This window comes from Salmonella enterica subsp. enterica serovar Typhimurium str. LT2 (genome assembly GCF_000006945.2).
Taxonomy (GTDB): Bacteria; Pseudomonadota; Gammaproteobacteria; order Enterobacterales; family Enterobacteriaceae; genus Salmonella; species Salmonella enterica.
The window spans coordinates 4,513,604-4,533,733 of record NC_003197.2; the positions used below are offsets into that span (position 1 = coordinate 4,513,604).

Here is a 20,130-nt window from a genome sequence, read left to right on the forward strand (position 1 = left end):
CCTTCCTGTAACACGAAATCCTTTGGGGGAGGGTTTTTTATATTTCCCTCTCCCGGTTTGAGAGAGGGCAGGGGTAGGGTCGTAGGCCGGATAAAACGCGTTCGCGTTGCCATCCGGCATTTATGGTTATGACGGCATCGCGATGGCCTGCTTCTCTTCGAGCAGTTTCTCCACCACGCCAGGATCGGCGAGAGTCGAGGTATCGCCCAGATTGCTGGTATCGCCCGCCGCGATTTTGCGCAAAATGCGGCGCATAATTTTGCCGGAACGGGTTTTTGGCAGTGAGTCGGTCCAGTGCAGCACGTCCGGCGTCGCCAGTGGGCCAATCTCTTTACGTACCCAGTTGCGCACCTCCGCGTACAGTTCTGGCGACGGCTCCTCGCCGTGGTTGAGCGTCACATAAGCGTAAATCGCCTGGCCTTTGATAGCGTGTGGAATACCCACCACCGCCGCTTCGGCGATCTTCGGATGCGCCACCAGCGCTGACTCGATTTCCGCCGTACCCAGACGGTGGCCGGAGACGTTTAACACGTCGTCCACGCGACCGGTGATCCAGTAATAGCCGTCCTCATCGCGACGCGCGCCGTCGCCGCTGAAATACATATTCTTAAAGGTAGAGAAATAGGTCTGCTCAAAACGTTCATGATCGCCGAACAGAGTGCGCGCCTGGCCCGGCCAGGAATCGGTGATGACCAGATTGCCTTCCGTCGCGCCTTCTTGCGGATGGCCTTCGTTATCCACCAGCGCAGGCTGTACGCCAAAGAAAGGACGGGTGGCGGAACCGGCTTTCAGTTCGATAGCGCCTGGTAGCGGCGTGATCATAAAACCGCCTGTTTCAGTCTGCCACCAGGTGTCGACGACCGGACATTTTTCCTTGCCGATCTTCTTCCAGTACCATTCCCACGCTTCGGGATTGATCGGCTCGCCGACGGAACCCAGAATGCGCAGTGAAGAACGGTCGGTGCCTTCAATGGCTTTATCGCCTTCCGCCATCAGCGCGCGGATGGCCGTCGGGGCGGTATAGAGAATGTTGACCTGGTGTTTGTCGACCACCTGGCACATGCGAGCGGGCGTTGGCCAATTCGGCACGCCTTCAAACATTAAGGTGGTCGCGCCGCAGGCCAGCGGGCCATACAACAGATAGCTGTGCCCCGTCACCCAACCCACATCGGCGGTACACCAGTAAATATCGCCAGGGTGATAATCAAAGACATACTTAAAGGTGGTCGCGGCGTAGACCAGATAGCCGCCGGTGGTGTGCAGCACGCCTTTCGGCTTGCCGGTGGAGCCGGAGGTATAAAGGATAAACAGCGGATCTTCGGCATTCATCGCTTCAGGCTGGTGCTCAGGGCTGGCTTTTTCAATCAAATCGCGCCACCACAGGTCGCGGCCTTCTTGCCAGTCAATGTCGCTGCCGGTGCGCTTCAGGACGATCACATGCTCAACGCTAGTGACATTCGGGTTTTTCAGCGCGTCATCGACATTCTTTTTCAGCGGGATACTGCGTCCGGCACGTACACCTTCGTCAGCGGTGATCACCAGCCGCGAGCTGGAGTCGATAATGCGTCCGGCGACGGCTTCCGGCGAGAAGCCCCCGAAGATCACCGAATGCACCGCACCGATGCGGGCGCAGGCCAACATTGCCACCGCCGCTTCCGGCACCATCGGCATATAAATCGCTACCACATCGCCTTTTTTAATGCCCAGATCCAGCAGCGTATTCGCGAAACGGCAGACATCGCGATGCAGTTCGCGATAAGAGATATGTTTACTCTGCGACGTGTCATCGCCTTCCCAGATAATGGCGGTGCGATCGCCATTTTCCTGCAAATGGCGGTCAAGACAGTTCGCCGCCAGATTCAGCGTGCCGTCCTCGTACCATTTAATCGACACATTGCCTGGCGCAAAGGAGGTGTTTTTCACTTTTTGGTACGGCGTGATCCAATCGAGAATTTTTCCCTGTTCGCCCCAAAACGTATCGGGGTCGTTAATAGACTGTTTATATTTAGTCTCATACTGCTCTGGATTTATCAGGCAACGATCCGCAATGTTGGCGGGAATGGCGTGTTTATGTGTTTGGCTCATGCTGTTGTTCTCCTTGTAGGATGTTAATAATATGTCGCATAAACGTTAAATGTAGGGTCTTAATAAGTTTTGTTTAGTATTTGGGCGACAGATCACGCAAAAAGGGAACTGTGCAAATAAGCAGCAATCTATTTTTTGATTGTGTCCCGCAAAATTAGATAAATTTTCGGGATAACATGACGTTATATGAAATTTTTTAAAAAAGTGATCCGTGTCCGGAAATCAGAAAAGAGAGGGAGTTTTGTCCAGGTTACTAACTCTAAAGTGGTATTTTACATACACTTACAATTGATTAAAGACAACATTTTAAGTGTGGTTATTTGTTACACATAGAGGAGATCAATGTAATAACAGTATTTGTGCGGTTGCTGTTATGGAAAACGATAAAAAATCGCCATTAAAGATAATGGCGCAATCTGGATGAGACCTCTATGGCAAGGAAAACACTACGCGCACGCCGTTTCTTCAGCCTTATATTTCCTTTTTTCTTCATTACCTCTGTTTACGCTGAGCAAACGCCTGAATCCGCAAAAACCGTTACTGTTGAAGCGAAAAATGAAATGTTCGCGCCTCAACACCCCGACCAATATCAGTCATGGAAAGCGACGTCAGAACAGTCTGCCCGTGAAGATGCGCTGGCGGAAGACCCTCGTCTGGTGATCCTGTGGGCGGGCTATCCCTTCTCCCGTGATTACAACAAACCACGCGGCCACGCGTATGCGGTAACTGACGTGCGCGAAACGCTGCGTACCGGCGCGCCAAAAACGGCGGAAGACGGCCCGCTGCCGATGGCCTGCTGGAGTTGTAAAAGCCCCGATGTCGCGCGCCTTATCCAACAAGAAGGCGAAGACGGCTACTTCCATGGCAAATGGGCGCGCGGCGGCCCGGAAATTGTCAACGATTTGGGCTGTGCCGACTGTCATAACACCGCGTCGGACGATTTCGCCCAGGGGAAGCCAGCGTTAACGTTGTCGCGCCCCTATGCCGAACGGGCGATGGAGGCTATCGGCAAACCGTTTGATAAAGCGGGACGATTTGATCAGCAATCGATGGTCTGCGGTCAGTGCCACGTGGAGTACTACTTTGACGGTAAAAACAAAGCCGTTAAGTTCCCGTGGGATGAGGGCATGAAGGTCGAAAATATGGAGCAATACTACGACACTATCGCCTTCTCTGACTGGACTAACTCTCTGTCGAAAACCCCGATGCTCAAAGCGCAGCACCCGGAATATGAAACCTGGAGCGCGGGCATTCACGGTAAGAACAACGTGACCTGTATCGACTGCCACATGCCGAAAGTACAGAACGCCGAAGGCAAGCTCTACACCGACCATAAAATCGGCAACCCGTTCGACAATTTCGCGCAAACCTGCGCCAACTGCCACACCCAGGACAAAGCGTCCCTGCAAAAAGTGGTCGCCGAGCGTAAACAGGCGATTCATGACCTGAAAATCAAGGTTGAAGATCAGCTGGTACATGCGCACTTCGAAGCGAAAGCCGCATGGGATGCGGGGGCGACAGACGCGGAAATGAAACCGATTCTGAACGATATTCGCCACGCGCAGTGGCGTTGGGATCTGGCGATTGCGTCACACGGTATTCATATGCATGCCCCGGAAGAAGGTCTACGGATGTTAGGCAGTGCGATGGATAAAGCCGCGGATGCCCGTACTAAACTGGCGCGACTGCTGGCGACCAAAGGCATTACCCATGAAATTCCGCTGCCGGATATTTCGACGAAAGAGAAGGCGCAGAAAGCGATTGGTTTGAATATGCAACAAATCAACGCGGAGAAGCAGGACTTCCTGAAAACGGTCGTACCGCAGTGGGAAGATCAGGCGCGTAAAAACGGTCTGTTAAGCCAATAACCTCACATGTGACAAATTTGCCGGATGACAGCGCAAGCGCTTTATCCGGCCTACAGAAGTCTTGTAGGCCTTAAAGCTGCGCGCCATCAGGCATTATGTAATGGAGTGAATATGAGCGTATTACGTTCGTTATTAACTGCTGGGGTGCTGGCGTCAGGCCTGTTCTGGAGCCTGAGTGGAATTACTGCCACGCCAACGCCGCAGGAGTCGGATCAACGCTGGACGGTCACCCAGCAGCGTAATCCGGATGCTGCCTGTCTGGACTGTCACAAGCCGGACACCGAAGGTATGCACGGTAAACATACGGGCGCTATCAACCCGAACAATAAATTGCCGATAACCTGTACCAACTGCCACGGTCAACCGTCGCTTCACCACCGTGAAGGGGTGAAAGATGTGATGCGTTTTAACGACCCGATGTATACGGTAGAGCAGCAGAACAGCGTCTGTATGTCCTGCCACTTGCCTGAACAACTGCAAAAAGCGTTCTGGCCGCACGATGTTCATGTTACTAAAGTGACCTGCGCCAGTTGCCATTCCCTGCATCCGCAGCAAGACACGATGCAGACGCTAAGCGAGAAAGGGCGGATCAAAATATGCGTGGATTGCCACAGCGATCAGCGTACTAACCCGCACTTTAATCCGGCGTCCGTTCCGTTGCTTAAGGAGCAGCCATGAGTTGCACCCGACGTCAATTTATTACCCGCGTCGGCGCGCTGGCGGCGGTCAGTGGGATGGCAGGACGCGTTGTAGCGAACACGTTGAATATTAATGGCGTGCGTTATGGCATGGTACACGATGAGTCATTATGCATCGGCTGCACGGCCTGCATGGATGCCTGTCGGGAAGTCAACACCGTGCCGGAAGGCGTATCGCGCCTGACGATTATTCGCAGCGAGCCGCAGGGGACGTTTCCTGATGTGAAGTATCGCTTCTTCCGCCACTCGTGCCAGCATTGCGACCATGCCCCCTGCGTTGACGTCTGCCCGACGGGGGCATCATTCCGCGATGCCGCCAGCGGTATTGTCGACGTGAATCCGGACCTTTGCGTCGGCTGCCAGTACTGCATTGCCGCGTGTCCCTACCGCGTGCGCTTTATCCATCCGGTCAGTAAGACGGCGGATAAATGCGATTTCTGCCGGAAAACCAACCTGAAAGCGGGCAAACAGCCCGCCTGCGTTGAGTCATGCCCGACGAAGGCGCTGACGTTTGGTAATCTGGACGATCCCAACAGCGATATTTCCCGTTTGTTGCGGCAGAAAACCACCTATCGTTACAAGCTGGCGCTGGGCACAAAACCGAAGGTCTACCGCGTTCCCTTTAACTATGGGGAGGTGAGCCAATGACATCCGCTTCTGCATTTCATTTTGCATCACTGGTGTGGGACTGGCCCATCGCCATCTATCTGTTTCTGATTGGCATCTCCGCCGGACTGGTTACGTTGGCGATTCTGCTGCGCCGCTTCCATCCGGAGGCGGGCGGTTCGGACAGTACGCTGCTGCGCACTACGCTGGTGTTAGGGCCGGGGGCGATTATTCTTGGTCTGCTGATTCTGGTCTTTCACCTGACGCGCCCGTGGACCTTCTGGAAGCTGATGTTCCACTACAGCTTTACCTCGGTGATGTCGATGGGGGTGATGCTGTTCCAGTTGTACATGGTAGTGCTGGTGCTGTGGCTGGCGAAAATCTTTGAAAAAGAGGTGATTGCCCTGCAACAGCGTTGGCTGCCGCGGTCAGGGATCGTGCAGAAAGTGCTGACGCTGATCGCGCCGTTTCATCGCGCGCTGGAGACGTTAATGCTGGTACTGGCGGTTCTGCTCGGGGCGTACACCGGCTTTCTGCTGTCGGCGCTGAAATCCTATCCGTTCCTGAATAACCCGATCCTGCCGGCGCTGTTTCTGTTCTCCGGCATCTCCTCCGGCGCGGCGGTGGCGCTGATCGCTATGGCGTTACGCCATCGTAGCAACCCGCACAGCACCGAGGCGCGCTTTGTACATCGCATTGAAACCCCAGTGGTATGGCTGGAGATCTTCCTGCTGGCGGCCTTTTTTATCGGGCTGGCGCTGGGCGATGACGGCAAAATGCGCGCGCTGGCGGCGGCGCTGGGCGGCGGATTCTGGAGCTGGTGGTTCTGGCTTGGCGTCGTAGGGCTGGGATTGATTATCCCGCTGCTGCTGAAGCCCTGGGCAAACCGTAGCGTCACGTTTCACGGCGTGCTGGCCGTTTGCGGCGCCAGTTTGACCGGCGTGCTGCTGCTGCGCTTTTTCATTCTTTATGCGGGACAGCTAACGGTTGCATAATCTGGACATCTTCCTTCCTGAAGCCGGATTTCTGGCGCTGTTGTTGAGTCTCGGGGTCAACGTGCTGACCCCGCTGGCGACGTGGTGCGGGATGGGGCAGCACTGGCGCGGCGTCATGCGCCTGACGACCTGCGGCGCGTGGACGGCGTTCACGCTGCTGCTACTGGCGTTTGCGATTCTGGTTAGCTGTTTTCTGACCAGCGATTTTTCGGTCGTTTATGTTGCGCAGCATAGCCATAGTCAGTTGTCATGGGGACTGAAACTGGCGGCGGTATGGGGCGGTCATGAAGGTTCGCTCCTGCTGTGGGCGCTGCTTCTTTCGGGGTGGACGGCGCTATTCGCCTGGCGCTCCCGGCATGAATCTGACGCGCTTTTTCCGCTGACCCTGAGCATCTTGTCCTTCATTATGGCCTCGCTGCTGCTATTTATTGTGCTGTGGTCCGATCCGTTCCTGCGTATTTTCCCTCCCGCCATGGAAGGGCGCGACCTTAATCCCATGCTGCAACATCTGGGGCTGATCTTACATCCGCCGCTGCTCTATCTGGGTTATGGCGGCCTGATGACCGCGGCGAGCGTAGCGCTGGCTTCGCTACTGTGCGGCGGCTTTAACGCCACAACCGCCTGGGTTTGCTGGCGCTGGGCGTTACCGGGTTGGTGCGCTCTGACGCTGGGGATCATTCTCGGATCGTGGTGGGCATATTGCGAACTGGGCTGGGGCGGCTGGTGGTTCTGGGACCCGGTGGAAAATGCCTCGTTGTTGCCGTGGCTTGCCGCCAGCGCGTTGCTGCACAGTCTGTATGTCAGCCGCCAGCGCGGGAGCTTCCGCCACTGGTCGTTGCTGCTGGCGATACTGACGCTGATCCTCTCGTTGCTGGGAACGCTGATTGTGCGTTCCGGCATTCTGCTCTCCGTCCATGCTTTTGCGCTGGATAACGTGCGCGCGGTGCCGCTGTTTATCCTTTTTGCCGCGTTAAGTCTGGCATCGCTTGCTCTGTACGGCTGGCGGGCACGGGAGCCGTATCCGGCGACGCGTTTGGGCGGCGGAAAGTGCGAAACGCTCATTCTGACGACGCTGCTGCTCTTTAGCGCCGTCTTGTTGATCGTGCTGGTCGGGACGCTCTACCCCATGATTTATGGTTTGATGGGCTGGGGAAGGCTTTCGGTGGGCGCGCCCTATTTTAATCGCGTCACGCTGCCGTTTGGCCTGCTGATGCTGGTAGTTATCGTGCTGGCGACAATCAGAAGCCGCAAAGTCTCTGTGCGTTGTCAGCTTCCGGCATTGCTGGCGCATACGGGCGTATTTATCTTCGCCGCCGGGATCATGGTTTCCAGCGGCAGTCGGCATGAAATCAGCCTTAACCTCAGCCCCGGTCAGCAGGTGGTACTGGCGGGCTATACCTTTCGTTTCGAGCGTCTGGATCTGGAAGCCAAAGGCAACTACACCAGTGAAAAAGCGCGGATCACGTTGTGGCGGAATGAAAAACGCATTGGCAGCCTGCAGCCTGAAAGGCGCTTCTATGCCGCGCGTCGTCAACAGATGATGGAGCCGGGGATTCACTGGAACCTGCTACATGACTGGTACGCGGTGATGGGCGAAAAAACCGGACCGGATCGTTACGCCATGCGCTTATACGTGCAGACCGGCGTGCGCTGGATCTGGGGTGGGGGATTGTTGATGGTGTGTGGAGCGCTGCTGAGCGGATGGCGGGGGAGGAAGCATCCTGAGTTATTGCCTGATGGCGCTGCGCTTATCAGGCCTACGAGTGAAAAGCATGGTAGGCCGGATAAGGCGTTCACGCCGCCATCCGGCAAAACGATGTTACTTTTGGCTTTACTGATTTTTCTGCCTTTTGCCACCCATGCCCAGGTGGTGGACACATGGACGTTTGCCAACCCGCAGCAGCAGGAGAAAGCGCTGTCTATTGCCAGTCAGCTGCGCTGTCCGCAGTGTCAGAACCAGAACTTGCTGGAATCCAATGCGCCCGTGGCGGTCAGTATGCGCCATCAGGTTTACAGCATGGTTGCCGAAGGTAAAAGCGAAGCGGAAATCACCGCCTGGATGACCGACCGCTATGGTGATTTCGTGCGCTACAACCCGCCGCTGAATGAGCAAACGCTGCTGTTGTGGGCGCTGCCGTACCTGCTGTTATTGCTGGTGGGCGTGGTGGCCTGGCGGGTGAGAAAGCGTCAGCACGCAGGAGAGGGGGAACAATGAGCCAGTCTGAACACTCCACTGCGCCGTTACGTCCCATGCCTGTAAAGCGTCTGGCGGCTGCGGCGGTGTTGATGGTGGCTGCCTGTGTCGGCGGCTATCTGTTGACGCCGAAATGGCAGGCTGTGCGTAGCGAGCAACAGCGTCTGGCCGATCCGCTACGTGACTTTACGAACCCGCAAACGCCAGAGGCGCAGCTTTCCAGGCTGCAAGAAAAAATCCGCGCCAATCCGCAGGATAGCGAGCAATGGGCGCGGCTGGGCGAGTATTATCTCTATCGCAATGCGTATGACAATGCGCTGCTGGCATATCGTCAGGCGTTGCGTCTGCGAGGCGATAACGCGCAGCTTTTCGCCGCGCTGGCAACGGTGCTGTATTACCAGGCCGGGCAACATATGACGCCTGCGACGCGTGAAATGATTAATAAAGCGTTAGCGCTGGATGCGACAGAAGTGACCGCGCAGATGCTGCTGGCGGCGGATGCGTTTATGCAGGCGGATTATGCGCAAGCCGTGTCGCTGTGGCAAACCTTACTGGATGCCAACTCGCCGCGAGTGAACCGCGCGCAGCTGGTAGAGGCCATTAATTTGGCTAAATTGTTACAAAATCGGCAGAAATAATTTTTTCTTTTTTGTGACTTTTGTCATGTGTGCTGTTTAAAAAAACGGCGAATGAGACACAAGTAAAAATTAATTACCTCAGTGTATTATTCATTTTTGACGAAGTAAAAAACTTTCCATAACAAATAGTTATTCATCATTAACGCCATAAACTCGCGTTATTATGCATAAAAACAGCCAAAAGCCCTGTTATGAAAGGGTTGCGCAAGACGCTATGCAAATGATACTGATTATGCGCGTTAAAAAACTCTACAAACCAACGCAACACAAATCATACCCTTTCAGTATGTATTGCTCTCATGCTTTCGGCGGAGAGCAACGCTTCATCGAGGAAGTCTGTTGTTATGAAAAATTTGAAAGTCAGCCTGGCCTGGCAAATTTTGCTGGCTATGGTGCTGGGCATTCTGTTGGGCAGCTATCTGCATTATCACAGTGACAGTCGTGAATGGCTGATTGCCAACCTGCTGTCGCCTGCTGGCGATATCTTTATCCATCTGATTAAAATGATCGTCGTGCCGATCGTGATCTCGACTCTGATTGTCGGCATCGCCGGCGTTGGCGATGCAAAACAGCTAGGCCGTATCGGCGCCAAAACCATTCTCTATTTTGAACTGATCACTACGGTGGCGATTATCCTCGGCATTACGCTGGCGAATGTCTTTCAGCCAGGCTCAGGCATTGATATGTCGCAACTGGCGACCGTCGATATTTCGAAATACCAGAACACCACGGCGGAAGTACAAAGTCATGCGCATGGGCTGATGGGGACGATACTGTCGCTGGTGCCGACCAATATCATCGCATCGATGGCCAAAGGGGATATGCTGCCAATTATCTTTTTCTCGGTCCTGTTTGGGCTGGGGTTGTCGTCCCTGCCGGCAACGCACCGCGAACCGCTGGTGACGGTATTTCGTTCCATCTCTGAAACCATGTTTAAAGTCACCCATATGGTAATGCGCTATGCGCCAGTGGGCGTTTTTGCGCTGATCGCCGTCACGGTGGCGAATTTTGGTTTCGCGTCGCTGTGGCCGCTGGCGAAACTGGTGCTGCTGGTACACTTTGCTATTATCTTCTTTGCGCTTGTAGTGCTGGGCATCGTGGCGCGCCTGTGCGGGTTAAGTATCTGGATTCTGATTCGCATTCTGAAAGATGAATTGATTCTGGCGTACTCGACCGCCAGCTCCGAGAGCGTACTGCCGCGCATTATCGAGAAGATGGAAGCTTACGGCGCGCCAGCCTCTATCACCAGTTTCGTGGTACCGACCGGTTACTCATTTAACCTCGACGGCTCCACGTTATACCAGAGCATCGCCGCCATTTTTATCGCGCAGCTATACGGTATCGACCTGTCGTTGTGGCAGGAAATTGTACTGGTGCTGACGCTGATGGTGACGTCGAAAGGGATTGCCGGCGTGCCTGGCGTTTCCTTCGTGGTGTTACTGGCGACGCTGGGAAGCGTGGGCATTCCGCTGGAAGGGCTGGCGTTTATCGCTGGTGTCGACCGTATCCTCGACATGGCGCGTACTGCGCTAAATGTGGTGGGGAATGCGCTGGCGGTGCTGGTGATCGCCAAGTGGGAACACAAGTTTGACCGCAAAAAAGCGCTGGCCTACGAGCGCGACGTGCTGGGCAAATTTGATAAGACCGCCCAATAACGGATTGCCGGATGGCGCTTTGCTTATCCGGCCTACAGCGAAAGAGAATGTAGGCCGGATAAGGCGTTCACGCTGCCACCCGGCAACCTACTCCGGGTTGCCTGATGGCGCTACGCTTATCAGGCCTACAACGACTACGTTCATCAGGCAATAAACATCAGCCATTCGTTAGCGTTTCGAACTCTTCGCAACCGGTATCAAACCCTTCCAGACAGCTTAGATTCAACCAGTGCAACGCCTTCTGCTTATTCTTTTCAATAAAGCCCGGTTCACCGTTTAAAAACATCATTCCCGCCCAGTATTCTGAATAGCCGGTACGGGAAATGGCGGAACTGCGTTTGAAATACCAGGCGGCTTTTTCATCATCGGCGGCAATGCCCACGCCGTTGGCGTAAATCAGGCCAAGCAACATTTGCGCATCCACCGCGGAGTCGTTATCCAGATCTTCAGAGGCCTTTTGCAGCAGCGAGATGGCTTTTGGGTAGTCCGGGCGCCCGGCCTGGGTGTTGACCAGGATCCGCGCCAGCGTAATTTCTCCCGCTTTACTGCCCGCGTTAGCCGCCTTTTCAGCCAGCTTTTTCGCGTCGGGATAATCCAGGCTTACCGGATTAGTGATTTTGATTTGCGCCAGTAGCGCGCAGGCGTCGGCGTCGCCACTGTCGGCGGCTTTTTGCGCCCAGTATTCAGCTTTGTTCAAATCGCCATAGCTCAACCAACTGTCGGCCAGAAAATATTGTGCGCGTCTGTCACCTGCCTCTGCTGCCTGCAAATACTGGCTACCCGGCTCAGGATCTGCGGCATGGGCAAAGAATGTCATAAACAACATCAATGCAAGAAGTAGTTTCATTTTGAGTTTTATTTAGGGTACGGAAAAGACAGTATAAAGAGATCGTATGGATAAAAAAACAGCCTCCGGGCGGAGGCTGTTATAGGGAAAATGCCTGATGGCGATGCTAATGCATCTAATCAGGCCTACAGTAGACGCAGGCCGAATAAAGCATTCTGATGCCGCCATCCGGCAGATCAACCCATTGCGCTTTCGCGCAGGCGGGTTTTCAGCTTGTTGTACTCATCAATCACATACTGCTCGGCGGCTCGCTGATCGGCGATCGGCTCAACGCGTACGGCGCAGTATTTGTACTCCGGCGTTTTGGTAATCGGGCTGAGGTTTTCAGTCACCAGCTCGTTACAGGCGCCAATCCACCACTGGTAGGTCATGTAAATCGCCCCTTTGTTCGGGCGATCGCTGACCTGCGCGCGGGTGATGATTTTACCTTTGCGCGAATGAACCCACACCAGCGCTTCATCTTCAATGCCCAGACGCGCGGCGTCGGCGGTATTGATTTGCGCATAGCCCGGTTCATCGGCCAGCGCGGCCAGCGCCGCACAGTTACCGGTCATTGAGCGGCAGGAGTAGTGGCCGACTTCGCGCACCGTCGACAGTACCATCGGGTACTCTTCGGTGAGTTTATCGATAGGCGCTACCCAGTCGCAGGTGAAGAACTGCGCCAGACCGTTGGGGGTATCGAACTTCTCTTTAAAGAGGTACGAGGTTCCCTGATCGGCATCTGACGTGTCGCGGCACGGCCACTGGATATACCCCAGCTCGCCCATTTTCTCGTAAGTGGCGCCGTAGAAATCCGGGCACAGATGACGCAACTCATCCCAGATCTCCTGGGTGTTGTTGTAGTGCATCGGATAGCCCATCCGGGTGGCGATTTCACTGATAATCTGCCAGTCGGTTTTCAGGTCCCACTTCGGCTCAACGGCTTTAAAGAAGCGCTGGAAGCCACGGTCAGCCGCAGAGAAGACGCCTTCATGCTCGCCCCATGAGGTAGAGGGTAAAATCACATCCGCCGCCGACGCGGTTTTGGTCATGAAGATATCCTGCACGATGACCAGTTCTAGATCCTCAAACGCTTTACGTACTGCAGAGAGTTCCGCATCGGTTTGCAGCGGATCTTCACCCATAATGTACGCCGCGCGCACTTCGCCATGCGCCGCACGGTGCGGCAGCTCGCTGATGCGATAGCCGGTATGCGCAGGCAGACTTTCTACGCCCCAGGCTTTAGCGAACTTCTCGCGGTTTTCCGGGAACTTAACGTACTGGTAGCCCGGATAAGTATCCGGCAGCGCGCCCATATCGCACGCGCCCTGAACGTTGTTCTGGCCGCGAACCGGGTTAACGCCCGCGCTTGGCTTGCCGAGGTTGCCGGTCAGCATCGCGAGGCTGGTCAGTGAACGCACGGTTTCCACACCCTGATAGAACTGGGTGACGCCCATACCCCACAAGATCGCTGCGCTTTTCGCGCTGGCATACATCCGCGCCGCCTGACGAATTTCCTGTGCGCTCACGCCAGTGATCTCTTCGACGGACTCCGGCGTATAGCTTTCGACAATCTTACTGTATTCTTCAAAACCTTCGGTACGGCTGGCGACAAACGCTTTGTCGTACAGGTTTTCTTCAATAATGACATGCCCCATGGCGTTGAGCAGCGCGATATTCGAGCCGTTTTTCAACGCGATATGCATGTCAGCAATGCGCGCGGTTTCAATTTTGCGCGGATCGCAGACGATAATTTTCGCCCCGTTGCGTTTAGCGTTAATCACATGATTCGCCACGATAGGGTGGGAATCCGCCGGGTTATACCCGAAGACGAACACTAAATCAGTGTTATCAATTTCATTGATAGCATTACTCATTGCGCCGTTACCGACCGATTGGTGCAGACCTGCAACCGATGGGCCGTGTCAGACGCGAGCGCAGCAGTCAACGTTATTGGTACCAATAACGGCGCGTGCGAATTTTTGCATTACATAGTTGGTTTCATTTCCGGTACCGCGAGAGGAGCCGGTTGTCTGGATTGCATCCGGACCGTACTTCGCTTTGATGGCGCTCAAACGTTCAGCGACGTAATTGAGCGCTTCATCCCAGGAAACAGATTCCAGTTTGCCGCCACGCTGGCGACGGATCATTGGGGTTTTCAGGCGCGGGGTCAGGATCTGGGTATCATTAATAAAATCCCAGCCGTAGTAGCCCTTCAGACACAGGGTACCCTGGTTGGTTTTCCCCTGCGCCGCCTCAGCCCGGACGATTTTGCCGTTATCGACCACCAGATTGATTTTGCAACCTGATGCGCAATACGGGCAAACCGTGACGACTTTTTTCATCGGTTTCGCTCCAGTTAATCAAATCGCGCATACGCGCTGTCGCCCTCAGTATGCATGTTTTATGCCACTTTTTTAGTATGGGCTTTCCCTGATATTACGGGCGAATTTTGCTCAAAACCCTGACGAAAAACAGGCTATCGTCAGTTTTGACGTGTCGAAAGAAAATGCCGCATGACATTTATTATGGGGAGAAACGCGGAGCGCAGGCCAGATAAGGCGGAGCCGCTATCCGGCAATCTGCTCTGCCTGAAGTGGAAATTATCCGGATGGATAGACTCAAGGCCAGGGAACGCTTTGAGACTAACGCCAGGATAGAACAGGCCGCGGCAGGCAGTTCCATACCGCGGCCCGGCTTCAGAGGAGGCTGAAAAGGATTATCGCGGCAAAAATAGCAGCAATAACGAGATATTTCAGCGCGTAATAGAGAGTGCGGTTTTTCTTTTTCAGACGTTGCCCGGCATCGCGTGCTGCGTGAACGTATTTAAAGATGCGATTAATCGCACCGGTGCGATCGTTCTCGTCGTTTGGCGAACTGGCGGCGGACATCAACGATGCGCCGACCCAGTGGTTTACGCTCTGCGCCCAGCGCCATTTCATTGGGCGCTCAATATCGCAAAAGAGGATAATACGCGTCTGCTCAGTTTTATTTTCCGCCCAATGAACGTAGGTTTCGTCGAAGATGACGGCTTTGCCGTCGCGCCAGCTATGGCGCTGTCGATCAACTTCAATAAAACAGCGGTCGTCATTCGGTGTGCTTAATCCAAGATGGTAACGTACTGAACCGGCATAGGGGTCGCGATGTTTTCCCAGATAGGCCCCGGGAGGCAACTCGGCGAACATCGCCGCTTTAATAGAGGGGATGCTGTTGACCAGCTTTGTCGTTATCGGGCATAACGTTTCCGCCGACGGGTGGGCATCGGAATACCATTTAAGGTAAAACCGTTTCCAGCCGCGCTTGAAAAAGGTATTGAATCCGGCGTCGTTATTGGCCTGCGCGGCTTTTATGTGATGCTGAAGCTGTAGTGCCTCTTCACGAATCACCTGCCAGTTTTCCGTCAGCTTCTGCAGCTCTGGAAATGCCGTGGTATCAAAGTACGGCTGCTTTGCCGGTAACGTTGAGAAGCGAGTCATGAACATATTGATCGGCGCCATAAACGTCGAGTGGTCAAAGAGCTGACGGGAAAGTTTTTGTTTTTCCACCCCGCGTGAATGCGCATAAATGACGCTGATAATAAAAATACCGATAATGATTGCTGCGAACATAACGTCACTGTCCTTCTAAGAAAACCTCATCCCGGGATTTTCAGGCAACCCTCCCGGTGATGCCAAAGAGAAAAGTGTAGTTCGTTGACAATAAATTTACATTTCTACAACTTAAAAGGGCCATTTTTGCTAAAGAAGCGAGTCAGCCCGTTTAACCTTTATCCAGGCTTGTCGACAGTAGAATTGAGATGACTCCGCTACTTCACCCGGTGATGGCTGATTACGTTATGCCTTATCTCCCGATGACGGCTGCCAGATCACAATGCTTTCGTAAACCGAAAATGACTTTGCTTGTAACCTTCGCGAAGATAAAAACGGTGTGCATCGCGGCGTTTAATATTTGTGGAAAGCTCCGTTAGCTCGGCGCCCGCCTGACGTGCTTCTTCTTCTGCCCAGGCCAGAAGCTGACTGCCAATTTTTTGTCCCCGCATCGGCGGTAATACCACCAGCTCCTGAATTTCGCCAATCCAGTTGGCATGATGGAGATGAAACTGCATATGCAGGCTGATCATGCCGACCACCTCTCCGTTGCGCAGCGCTAAACGATAATGAACGTTGGGGTCCAGTAAATTAGCGGCGAATCCATCCCTGAAAGCCTGATAATCAAGCTCATTTTTAAGTAACTCACAGATAAGCGCGTAAACAGAATCGGTATCCTCTGTTGTCGCGTGGCGTAATTCACAGACTGGCATAACGTCCTCCCGACGCCTCATCAGGATCAACCATCTTTCGCCAGACTGTAGCAAACTACCGTCATTATTTATTCTATGACAGTTAAACGGCGGATAACGTGCAGCCAAAGATCACTCTGATGGCAAGGGGGAGGGCGAGCCTCCCGGGGAGTTAGGTGGCAGGCTGATGTTTAACCACGTTAATCATCCACGGCACACCGAAACGATCGCTGACCTTGCCGAAACCCTGCGCCCAGAAGGTCTCCTGCCAGTCCATTTCGATTTGCCCTTGTGCGGCAAGGTTATCAAACCAGCGCTTCCCTTCTGCTACATCCTGGGTATCAAGCACCAGCGTAAAGCCGGAATAATGCGCCCTTCCCGACGCGCTGGCATCACTCATCATGATATCGCTGCCGGCAATGCGCATGTTGGCGTGGGCGATAGCTGTATCGGGAAAGCGCATTCCTGACGGGCAACCCTCTTCGTTATCCGCCGCCGAGGGGGGCATTTCACCGAAGCTGAGTTTATAAAGCAGTTCTGCGCCTAACGTTTGTTGATAATACGCGATGGCGTCGGCACAGTTGCCGGCAAAAGAGAGATAGGGACTTAACGGCATGATGGTTACCTCAGGTAAGAGATGCTCGTTAAGTGTAGTTCGAAATTGGCACAATATTGTCGGTGGCAGGGCCGCTCAGGCCCGGTAAGCAAGGCGCTACCGGGCAATGACACGGTAAATCAGTTCTTTTTCACGAACTCGGATTTCAGTTTCATCGGGCCAAAACCATCGATTTTGCAGTCGATGTTATGGTCGCCTTCAACCAGACGAATGTTCTTCACTTTGGTGCCGATTTTCAGCATGGAAGAGCTACCTTTTACTTTCAGATCTTTCACGATGGTGACGCTATCGCCGTCCGCCAGCAGGTTGCCGTTGGCGTCTTTGACAATCAGCTCATCGCTCTCCTGAGCGGGTTCCGCATCGTTCCATTCGTGAGCGCATTCCGGGCAGATGAACATGCCGTTATCTTCGTAGGTATATTCGGAGTTACATTGCGGGCAGTGGGGTAATGACATGTTGGTATCCTCAAAAAGTCAGCGGGGGCAAACGCGCCCAAAAATGGCAGATCGCCGAAAAAGGCCGCAATTATACACAAAATCCTTAGCGTTGTCGGGACTATTGCCGCTTTTATAAAAGGGTCTGCGCCACGCCAGTCAGCAATGGTTTACACTCGAATAACCGCTTTTTTACTGTCACCACAGCGCATTAGGGCGTCCTTATTTACACCTTTTGACCGAATTGACATATATGTGTGAAGTTGATCACATATTTAAACCCTGTTAGGGTAAAAAGGTCATTAACTGCCCATTCAGGCGTCAACAGGTTCGGTTGTACAGTCCGTAACCGGACAGTGTAAGTAAACCTGCTACGCTTGTATGAGGGATAGCGTTCGCGCCCCTCCCTCCGCTCGACGGCGACGCTGGCGCGGTATGCCAGTGCCCGCCGTATATAGCGCTACAGGGCTTAGCCTATGAGGACAGCTATGCTGAAAAGGAAAAAAATAAAACCGATTACACTGGGCGATGTGACCATCATTGATGATGGTAAACTTCGCAAAGCGATTACCGCCGCCTCGCTGGGCAACGCGATGGAGTGGTTTGATTTTGGTGTTTATGGATTTGTTGCCTACGCGTTGGGTAAAGTCTTTTTCCCCGGCGCCGATCCCAGCGTCCAGATGATTGCCGCGCTGGCCACGTTTTCCGTTCCCTTCCTGATTCGTCCGCTCGGCGGGTTATTCTTTGGTATGCTCGGCGATAAATACGGGCGCCAGAAGATCCTGGCGATCACGATTGTGATTATGTCGATCAGTACCTTCTGTATCGGGTTAATCCCCTCTTACGCGACGATCGGTATCTGGGCGCCAATACTGTTGTTGCTGTGTAAAATGGCGCAGGGCTTCTCGGTTGGCGGGGAATATACCGGCGCGTCGATCTTTGTCGCGGAATATTCGCCGGATCGTAAACGCGGATTTATGGGAAGCTGGCTGGATTTTGGTTCTATCGCCGGATTCGTGCTGGGCGCGGGCGTGGTGGTCTTGATCTCGACGATTGTCGGCGAGGAGAATTTCCTTGAGTGGGGCTGGCGTATTCCGTTCTTTATCGCCCTGCCATTGGGGATTATTGGTCTCTACTTACGCCATGCGCTGGAGGAGACGCCAGCGTTTCAGCAGCACGTGGATAAACTGGAGCAGGGCGACCGCGAAGGGTTGCAGGATGGGCCGAAAGTCTCCTTTAAAGAGATTGCCACCAAACACTGGCGTAGCCTGTTGTCATGTATCGGTCTGGTGATTGCCACCAACGTGACCTACTACATGCTGCTCACCTACATGCCGAGCTACCTGTCGCATAACCTGCACTATTCTGAAGATCACGGCGTGTTGATTATCATCGCCATTATGATCGGGATGCTGTTTGTGCAGCCGGTGATGGGGCTGCTGAGCGACCGTTTCGGTCGACGTCCATTTGTGATTATGGGCAGCATTGCGCTGTTCGCGCTGGCGATCCCGGCCTTCATCCTGATTAACAGTAACGTTATTGGCCTGATTTTTGCAGGTTTGTTGATGCTGGCGGTGATTCTGAACTGCTTTACCGGGGTGATGGCCTCGACATTGCCGGCGATGTTTCCGACGCATATTCGTTATAGCGCGCTGGCGGCGGCTTTTAATATCTCTGTATTGATTGCCGGTCTGACGCCAACGCTGGCGGCCTGGCTGGTGGAAAGCTCGCAGGATCTGATGATGCCGGCGTATTATTTGATGGTCATCGCGGTGATAGGCTTGATTACCGGTATTTCCATGAAAGAGACGGCCAATCGTCCGTTAAAAGGCGCAACGCCAGCGGCGTCGGACATCCAGGAAGCGAAGGAAATTCTGGGCGAGCATTACGATAATATTGAGCAGAAAATCGACGACATCGATCAGGAAATTGCGGAGCTGCAGGTCAAACGTTCGCGTCTGGTACAGCAACATCCGCGTATCGATGAATAAATTTCGCGCTTAAGGTTCGCTTAATCTCTCGCGGGCATACTCTCCTCCATACCTTTGGAGGAGAGCGTCATGAAAAGCTATATTTATAAAAGTTTGACGACCCTGTGTAGTGTGCTGATTGTCAGCAGTTTTATCTATGTGTGGGTCACGACGTATTAAACGCCTGTTATGCCTTTTTCAACAGCACCCAGGCACGGGTGCCTGTTCTTTCCGTACGGTTTTGCAGGAAAAACTGTCCCTGATGTAGTTGGGTGATGCGGCTGACGATACTCAGCCCCAGGCCAATTCCGCCATAACGGCTGTCCATCCGCACGAACGCTTCGCTTAGCTTCCCGCATTTGCTTTCATCAATACCCGGCCCCTCGTCTTCGACCGCCATAATAGCGTCGGGGTCGGCGCTAATGTGGATAGTGATATGGGTTCCTTCAGGGCTATAGCGATGCGCGTTTTCCACCAGATTTCGCAACAGCATACGCAGTAACGTCGCATCACCGCGCACCACCACGTCCGCCGCGCTTTCCGGCAGCAACAGAGTTTGCTGGCGCGTTTCCAGCATGGTGTTCAGCTCATCGTAGGAGGGGAGGATCACATCTTCCAGCAGTTTTACTTCCTGATAATTCCCGGAAGAGAATGACTGGCCCACGCGCGCCAGTTGCAGAAGCTGGGAGACGCTATCCATCATCTGGTCAAGACGGGCGATAAGCGGCGCGACATCAACATTGTGGGTTTTTGACAATAATTCCAGGTGCAAACGCACCCCCGACAGCGGCGTGCGTAGCTCATGGGCCACATCGGCGGTAAAAAGGCGTTCATTGTCGAGCGTGGTGGTCAAACGCGTAACCAGTTGATTGATCGCCGAGACGACGGACTCAATCTCAAGCGTGGAGCTGTGAATGGCGATCGGCGCCAGATTATCCGCCGTCCGCGCTTCCAGCTCTTTTTGCAGTTCGGCGAGCGGACGGGTAATACGCCGTACCGCCTGGTAACAAATTAGCAGCGTCAGGCTAACCATAAATACGCCGGGGACGATCAGGCTGGCGACCGCCTCGCGAATTTCGTGCATGATATGGCGATCGTTGTTGCGATTATCCCGCAGCGCCTGCTCGAACAATTGGATTTGCTCAGTGCTTTCATGCCATAACCAGAAGGTACTGATTAACTGGAACACCAGCAGAATAAGACCAATTGTCAGCATTAAACGCTGGCGAAGGGTCATCGCTCTTCGCTGAAAACGCATCAGGCTCA

Annotated in this window: 17 protein-coding genes and 22 other annotated features; of the genes, 9 read left to right on the forward strand and 8 right to left on the reverse strand. The window is 53.9% G+C overall.

All coding sequences use genetic code 11. From position 1 onward, the window contains the following. Positions 1–126 precede the first annotated feature (126 nt). Positions 127–2,100 (reverse strand): acetyl-CoA synthetase gene (gene acs / locus STM4275; RefSeq protein ID NP_463140.1). Within the gene, positions 127–2,085 belong to an annotated coding region; the region does not span the whole gene. After that, positions 2,095–2,100, reverse strand: a ribosome-binding site (putative RBS for acs; RegulonDB:STMS1H004175). Its footprint overlaps the gene before it by 6 nt. 171 nt (positions 2,101–2,271) lie before the next feature. Between acs and STM4276 the strand changes: the two genes are divergently transcribed. The 8 genes from STM4276 (at position 2,272) to gltP (ending at position 10,739) form a co-directional block, all read left to right on the forward strand. Beyond that, the gene (locus STM4276) at positions 2,272–2,418 is read left to right on the forward strand and encodes a putative cytoplasmic protein (RefSeq protein ID NP_463141.1); all 147 of its coding nucleotides are present in this window, start codon (positions 2,272–2,274) and stop codon (positions 2,416–2,418) included. Further along, positions 2,325–2,333: a -35 signal (putative -35_signal for nrfA; RegulonDB:STMLTH004663), on the forward strand. Its footprint overlaps the gene before it by 9 nt. Further along, positions 2,325–3,953, forward strand: a protein-coding gene (gene nrfA, locus STM4277; protein NP_463142.1) for a nitrite reductase periplasmic cytochrome c(552). Within the gene, positions 2,517–3,953 belong to an annotated coding region; the region does not span the whole gene. The genes STM4276 and nrfA overlap by 94 nt, the downstream gene beginning before the upstream one ends. Then, positions 2,352–2,360 (forward strand) — a -10 signal (putative -10_signal for nrfA; RegulonDB:STMLTH004663). Its footprint overlaps the gene before it by 9 nt. Next, positions 2,365–2,385, forward strand: a protein binding site (putative binding site for NarL, RegulonDB: STMS1H000316). Then, positions 2,373–2,395: a protein binding site (putative binding site for FNR, RegulonDB: STMS1H000153), on the forward strand. (Overlaps the previous feature by 13 nt.) Next, positions 2,389–2,409 (forward strand) — a protein binding site (putative binding site for NarL, RegulonDB: STMS1H000314). It overlaps the preceding feature by 7 nt. Next, positions 2,449–2,469: a protein binding site (putative binding site for NarL, RegulonDB: STMS1H000319), on the forward strand. Further along, positions 2,502–2,507, forward strand: a ribosome-binding site (putative RBS for nrfA; RegulonDB:STMS1H004176). Positions 3,954–3,977: 24 nt before the next feature. After that, positions 3,978–4,631 (forward strand): formate-dependent nitrite reductase, encoded by a 654-nt coding sequence (gene nrfB / locus STM4278; RefSeq protein ID NP_463143.3) that lies wholly within the window; start codon positions 3,978–3,980, stop codon positions 4,629–4,631. Next, positions 4,617–4,622 (forward strand) — a ribosome-binding site (putative RBS for nrfC; RegulonDB:STMS1H004177). Its footprint overlaps the gene before it by 6 nt. Next, the gene (gene nrfC, locus STM4279; RefSeq protein NP_463144.1) for a putative formate-dependent nitrite reductase occupies positions 4,617–5,299 on the forward strand. Within the gene, positions 4,628–5,299 belong to an annotated coding region; the region does not span the whole gene. Before nrfB ends, nrfC begins: the two co-directional genes overlap by 15 nt. Continuing rightward, positions 5,285–5,290 (forward strand) — a ribosome-binding site (putative RBS for nrfD; RegulonDB:STMS1H004178). (Overlaps the previous gene by 6 nt.) Then, positions 5,285–6,252 (forward strand): putative formate dependent nitrate reductase gene (nrfD, locus tag STM4280; RefSeq protein NP_463145.1). Within the gene, positions 5,296–6,252 belong to an annotated coding region; the region does not span the whole gene. Before nrfC ends, nrfD begins: the two co-directional genes overlap by 15 nt. Further along, positions 6,229–6,234, forward strand: a ribosome-binding site (putative RBS for nrfE; RegulonDB:STMS1H004179). Its footprint overlaps the gene before it by 6 nt. Beyond that, positions 6,229–8,467 (forward strand): formate-dependent nitrite reductase gene (nrfE, locus tag STM4281; protein ID NP_463146.1). Within the gene, positions 6,245–8,467 belong to an annotated coding region; the region does not span the whole gene. Before nrfD ends, nrfE begins: the two co-directional genes overlap by 24 nt. Next, positions 8,448–8,453, forward strand: a ribosome-binding site (putative RBS for nrfG; RegulonDB:STMS1H004180). Its footprint overlaps the gene before it by 6 nt. Then, positions 8,448–9,084 (forward strand): component of formate-dependent nitrite reductase complex gene (gene nrfG / locus STM4282; protein NP_463147.1). Within the gene, positions 8,464–9,084 belong to an annotated coding region; the region does not span the whole gene. Before nrfE ends, nrfG begins: the two co-directional genes overlap by 20 nt. 328 nt (positions 9,085–9,412) lie before the next feature. Beyond that, positions 9,413–9,418, forward strand: a ribosome-binding site (putative RBS for gltP; RegulonDB:STMS1H004181). Next, the gene (gene gltP / locus STM4283) for a DAACS family glutamate:aspartate symport protein (protein ID NP_463148.1) occupies positions 9,413–10,739 on the forward strand. Within the gene, positions 9,429–10,739 belong to an annotated coding region; the region does not span the whole gene. It overlaps the preceding feature by 6 nt. A 157-nt stretch (positions 10,740–10,896) precedes the next feature. Here the strand turns inward: gltP and yjcO are convergent. The 6 genes from yjcO to phnA all read right to left on the reverse strand — a co-directional run bounded on the left by yjcO (position 10,897) and on the right by phnA (position 16,927). Beyond that, positions 10,897–11,586: a putative TPR repeat protein gene (gene yjcO / locus STM4284; RefSeq protein ID NP_463149.1), complete on the reverse strand. Its 690-nt coding sequence runs from the start codon at positions 11,584–11,586 to the stop codon at positions 10,897–10,899. Positions 11,587–11,762: 176 nt separating this feature from the next. After that, positions 11,763–13,917 (reverse strand): formate dehydrogenase gene (gene fdhF / locus STM4285; RefSeq protein ID NP_463150.1). Within the gene, positions 11,763–13,910 belong to an annotated coding region; the region does not span the whole gene. Beyond that, positions 13,912–13,917: a ribosome-binding site (putative RBS for fdhF; RegulonDB:STMS1H004182), on the reverse strand. Its footprint overlaps the gene before it by 6 nt. Before the next feature lie 347 nt (positions 13,918–14,264). After that, positions 14,265–15,179 (reverse strand): putative dioxygenase for synthesis of lipid gene (gene lpxO / locus STM4286; RefSeq protein ID NP_463151.1). Within the gene, positions 14,265–15,173 belong to an annotated coding region; the region does not span the whole gene. Next, positions 15,174–15,179 (reverse strand) — a ribosome-binding site (putative RBS for lpxO; RegulonDB:STMS1H004183). Its footprint overlaps the gene before it by 6 nt. A 251-nt stretch (positions 15,180–15,430) precedes the next feature. Further along, positions 15,431–15,909 (reverse strand): putative regulator in phn operon gene (gene phnO, locus STM4287; protein NP_463152.3). Within the gene, positions 15,431–15,895 belong to an annotated coding region; the region does not span the whole gene. Further along, positions 15,904–15,909 (reverse strand) — a ribosome-binding site (putative RBS for phnO; RegulonDB:STMS1H004184). Its footprint overlaps the gene before it by 6 nt. Before the next feature lie 107 nt (positions 15,910–16,016). Further along, positions 16,017–16,472, reverse strand: a protein-coding gene (gene phnB, locus STM4288) for a putative cytoplasmic protein (protein NP_463153.1). Within the gene, positions 16,017–16,460 belong to an annotated coding region; the region does not span the whole gene. Then, positions 16,467–16,472: a ribosome-binding site (putative RBS for phnB; RegulonDB:STMS1H004185), on the reverse strand. Its footprint overlaps the gene before it by 6 nt. A 107-nt stretch (positions 16,473–16,579) precedes the next feature. Next, the gene (gene phnA / locus STM4289) for a putative alkylphosphonate uptake protein in phosphonate metabolism (protein ID NP_463154.1) occupies positions 16,580–16,927 on the reverse strand. Within the gene, positions 16,580–16,915 belong to an annotated coding region; the region does not span the whole gene. After that, positions 16,922–16,927, reverse strand: a ribosome-binding site (putative RBS for phnA; RegulonDB:STMS1H004186). (Overlaps the previous gene by 6 nt.) A 223-nt stretch (positions 16,928–17,150) precedes the next feature. Continuing rightward, positions 17,151–17,179 (forward strand) — a protein binding site (putative binding site for CRP, RegulonDB: STMS1H000118). A gap of 155 nt (positions 17,180–17,334) precedes the next feature. Next, positions 17,335–17,343: a -35 signal (putative -35_signal for proP; RegulonDB:STMLTH004664), on the forward strand. On the opposite strand from phnA, the gene proP reads away from it, so the two are divergent. Continuing rightward, positions 17,335–18,885 (forward strand): MFS family low-affinity proline transporter gene (proP, locus tag STM4290; RefSeq protein NP_463155.1). Within the gene, positions 17,383–18,885 belong to an annotated coding region; the region does not span the whole gene. (Overlaps the previous feature by 9 nt.) Then, positions 17,363–17,371: a -10 signal (putative -10_signal for proP; RegulonDB:STMLTH004664), on the forward strand. It overlaps the preceding gene by 9 nt. Continuing rightward, positions 17,373–17,378: a ribosome-binding site (putative RBS for proP; RegulonDB:STMS1H004187), on the forward strand. A 166-nt stretch (positions 18,886–19,051) precedes the next feature. On the opposite strand, the gene basS is transcribed toward proP, so the two are convergent. Beyond that, positions 19,052–20,122: a sensory kinase in two-component regulatory system with BasR gene (gene basS / locus STM4291; RefSeq protein NP_463156.1), complete on the reverse strand. Its 1,071-nt coding sequence runs from the start codon at positions 20,120–20,122 to the stop codon at positions 19,052–19,054. Positions 20,123–20,130 lie beyond the last annotated feature (8 nt).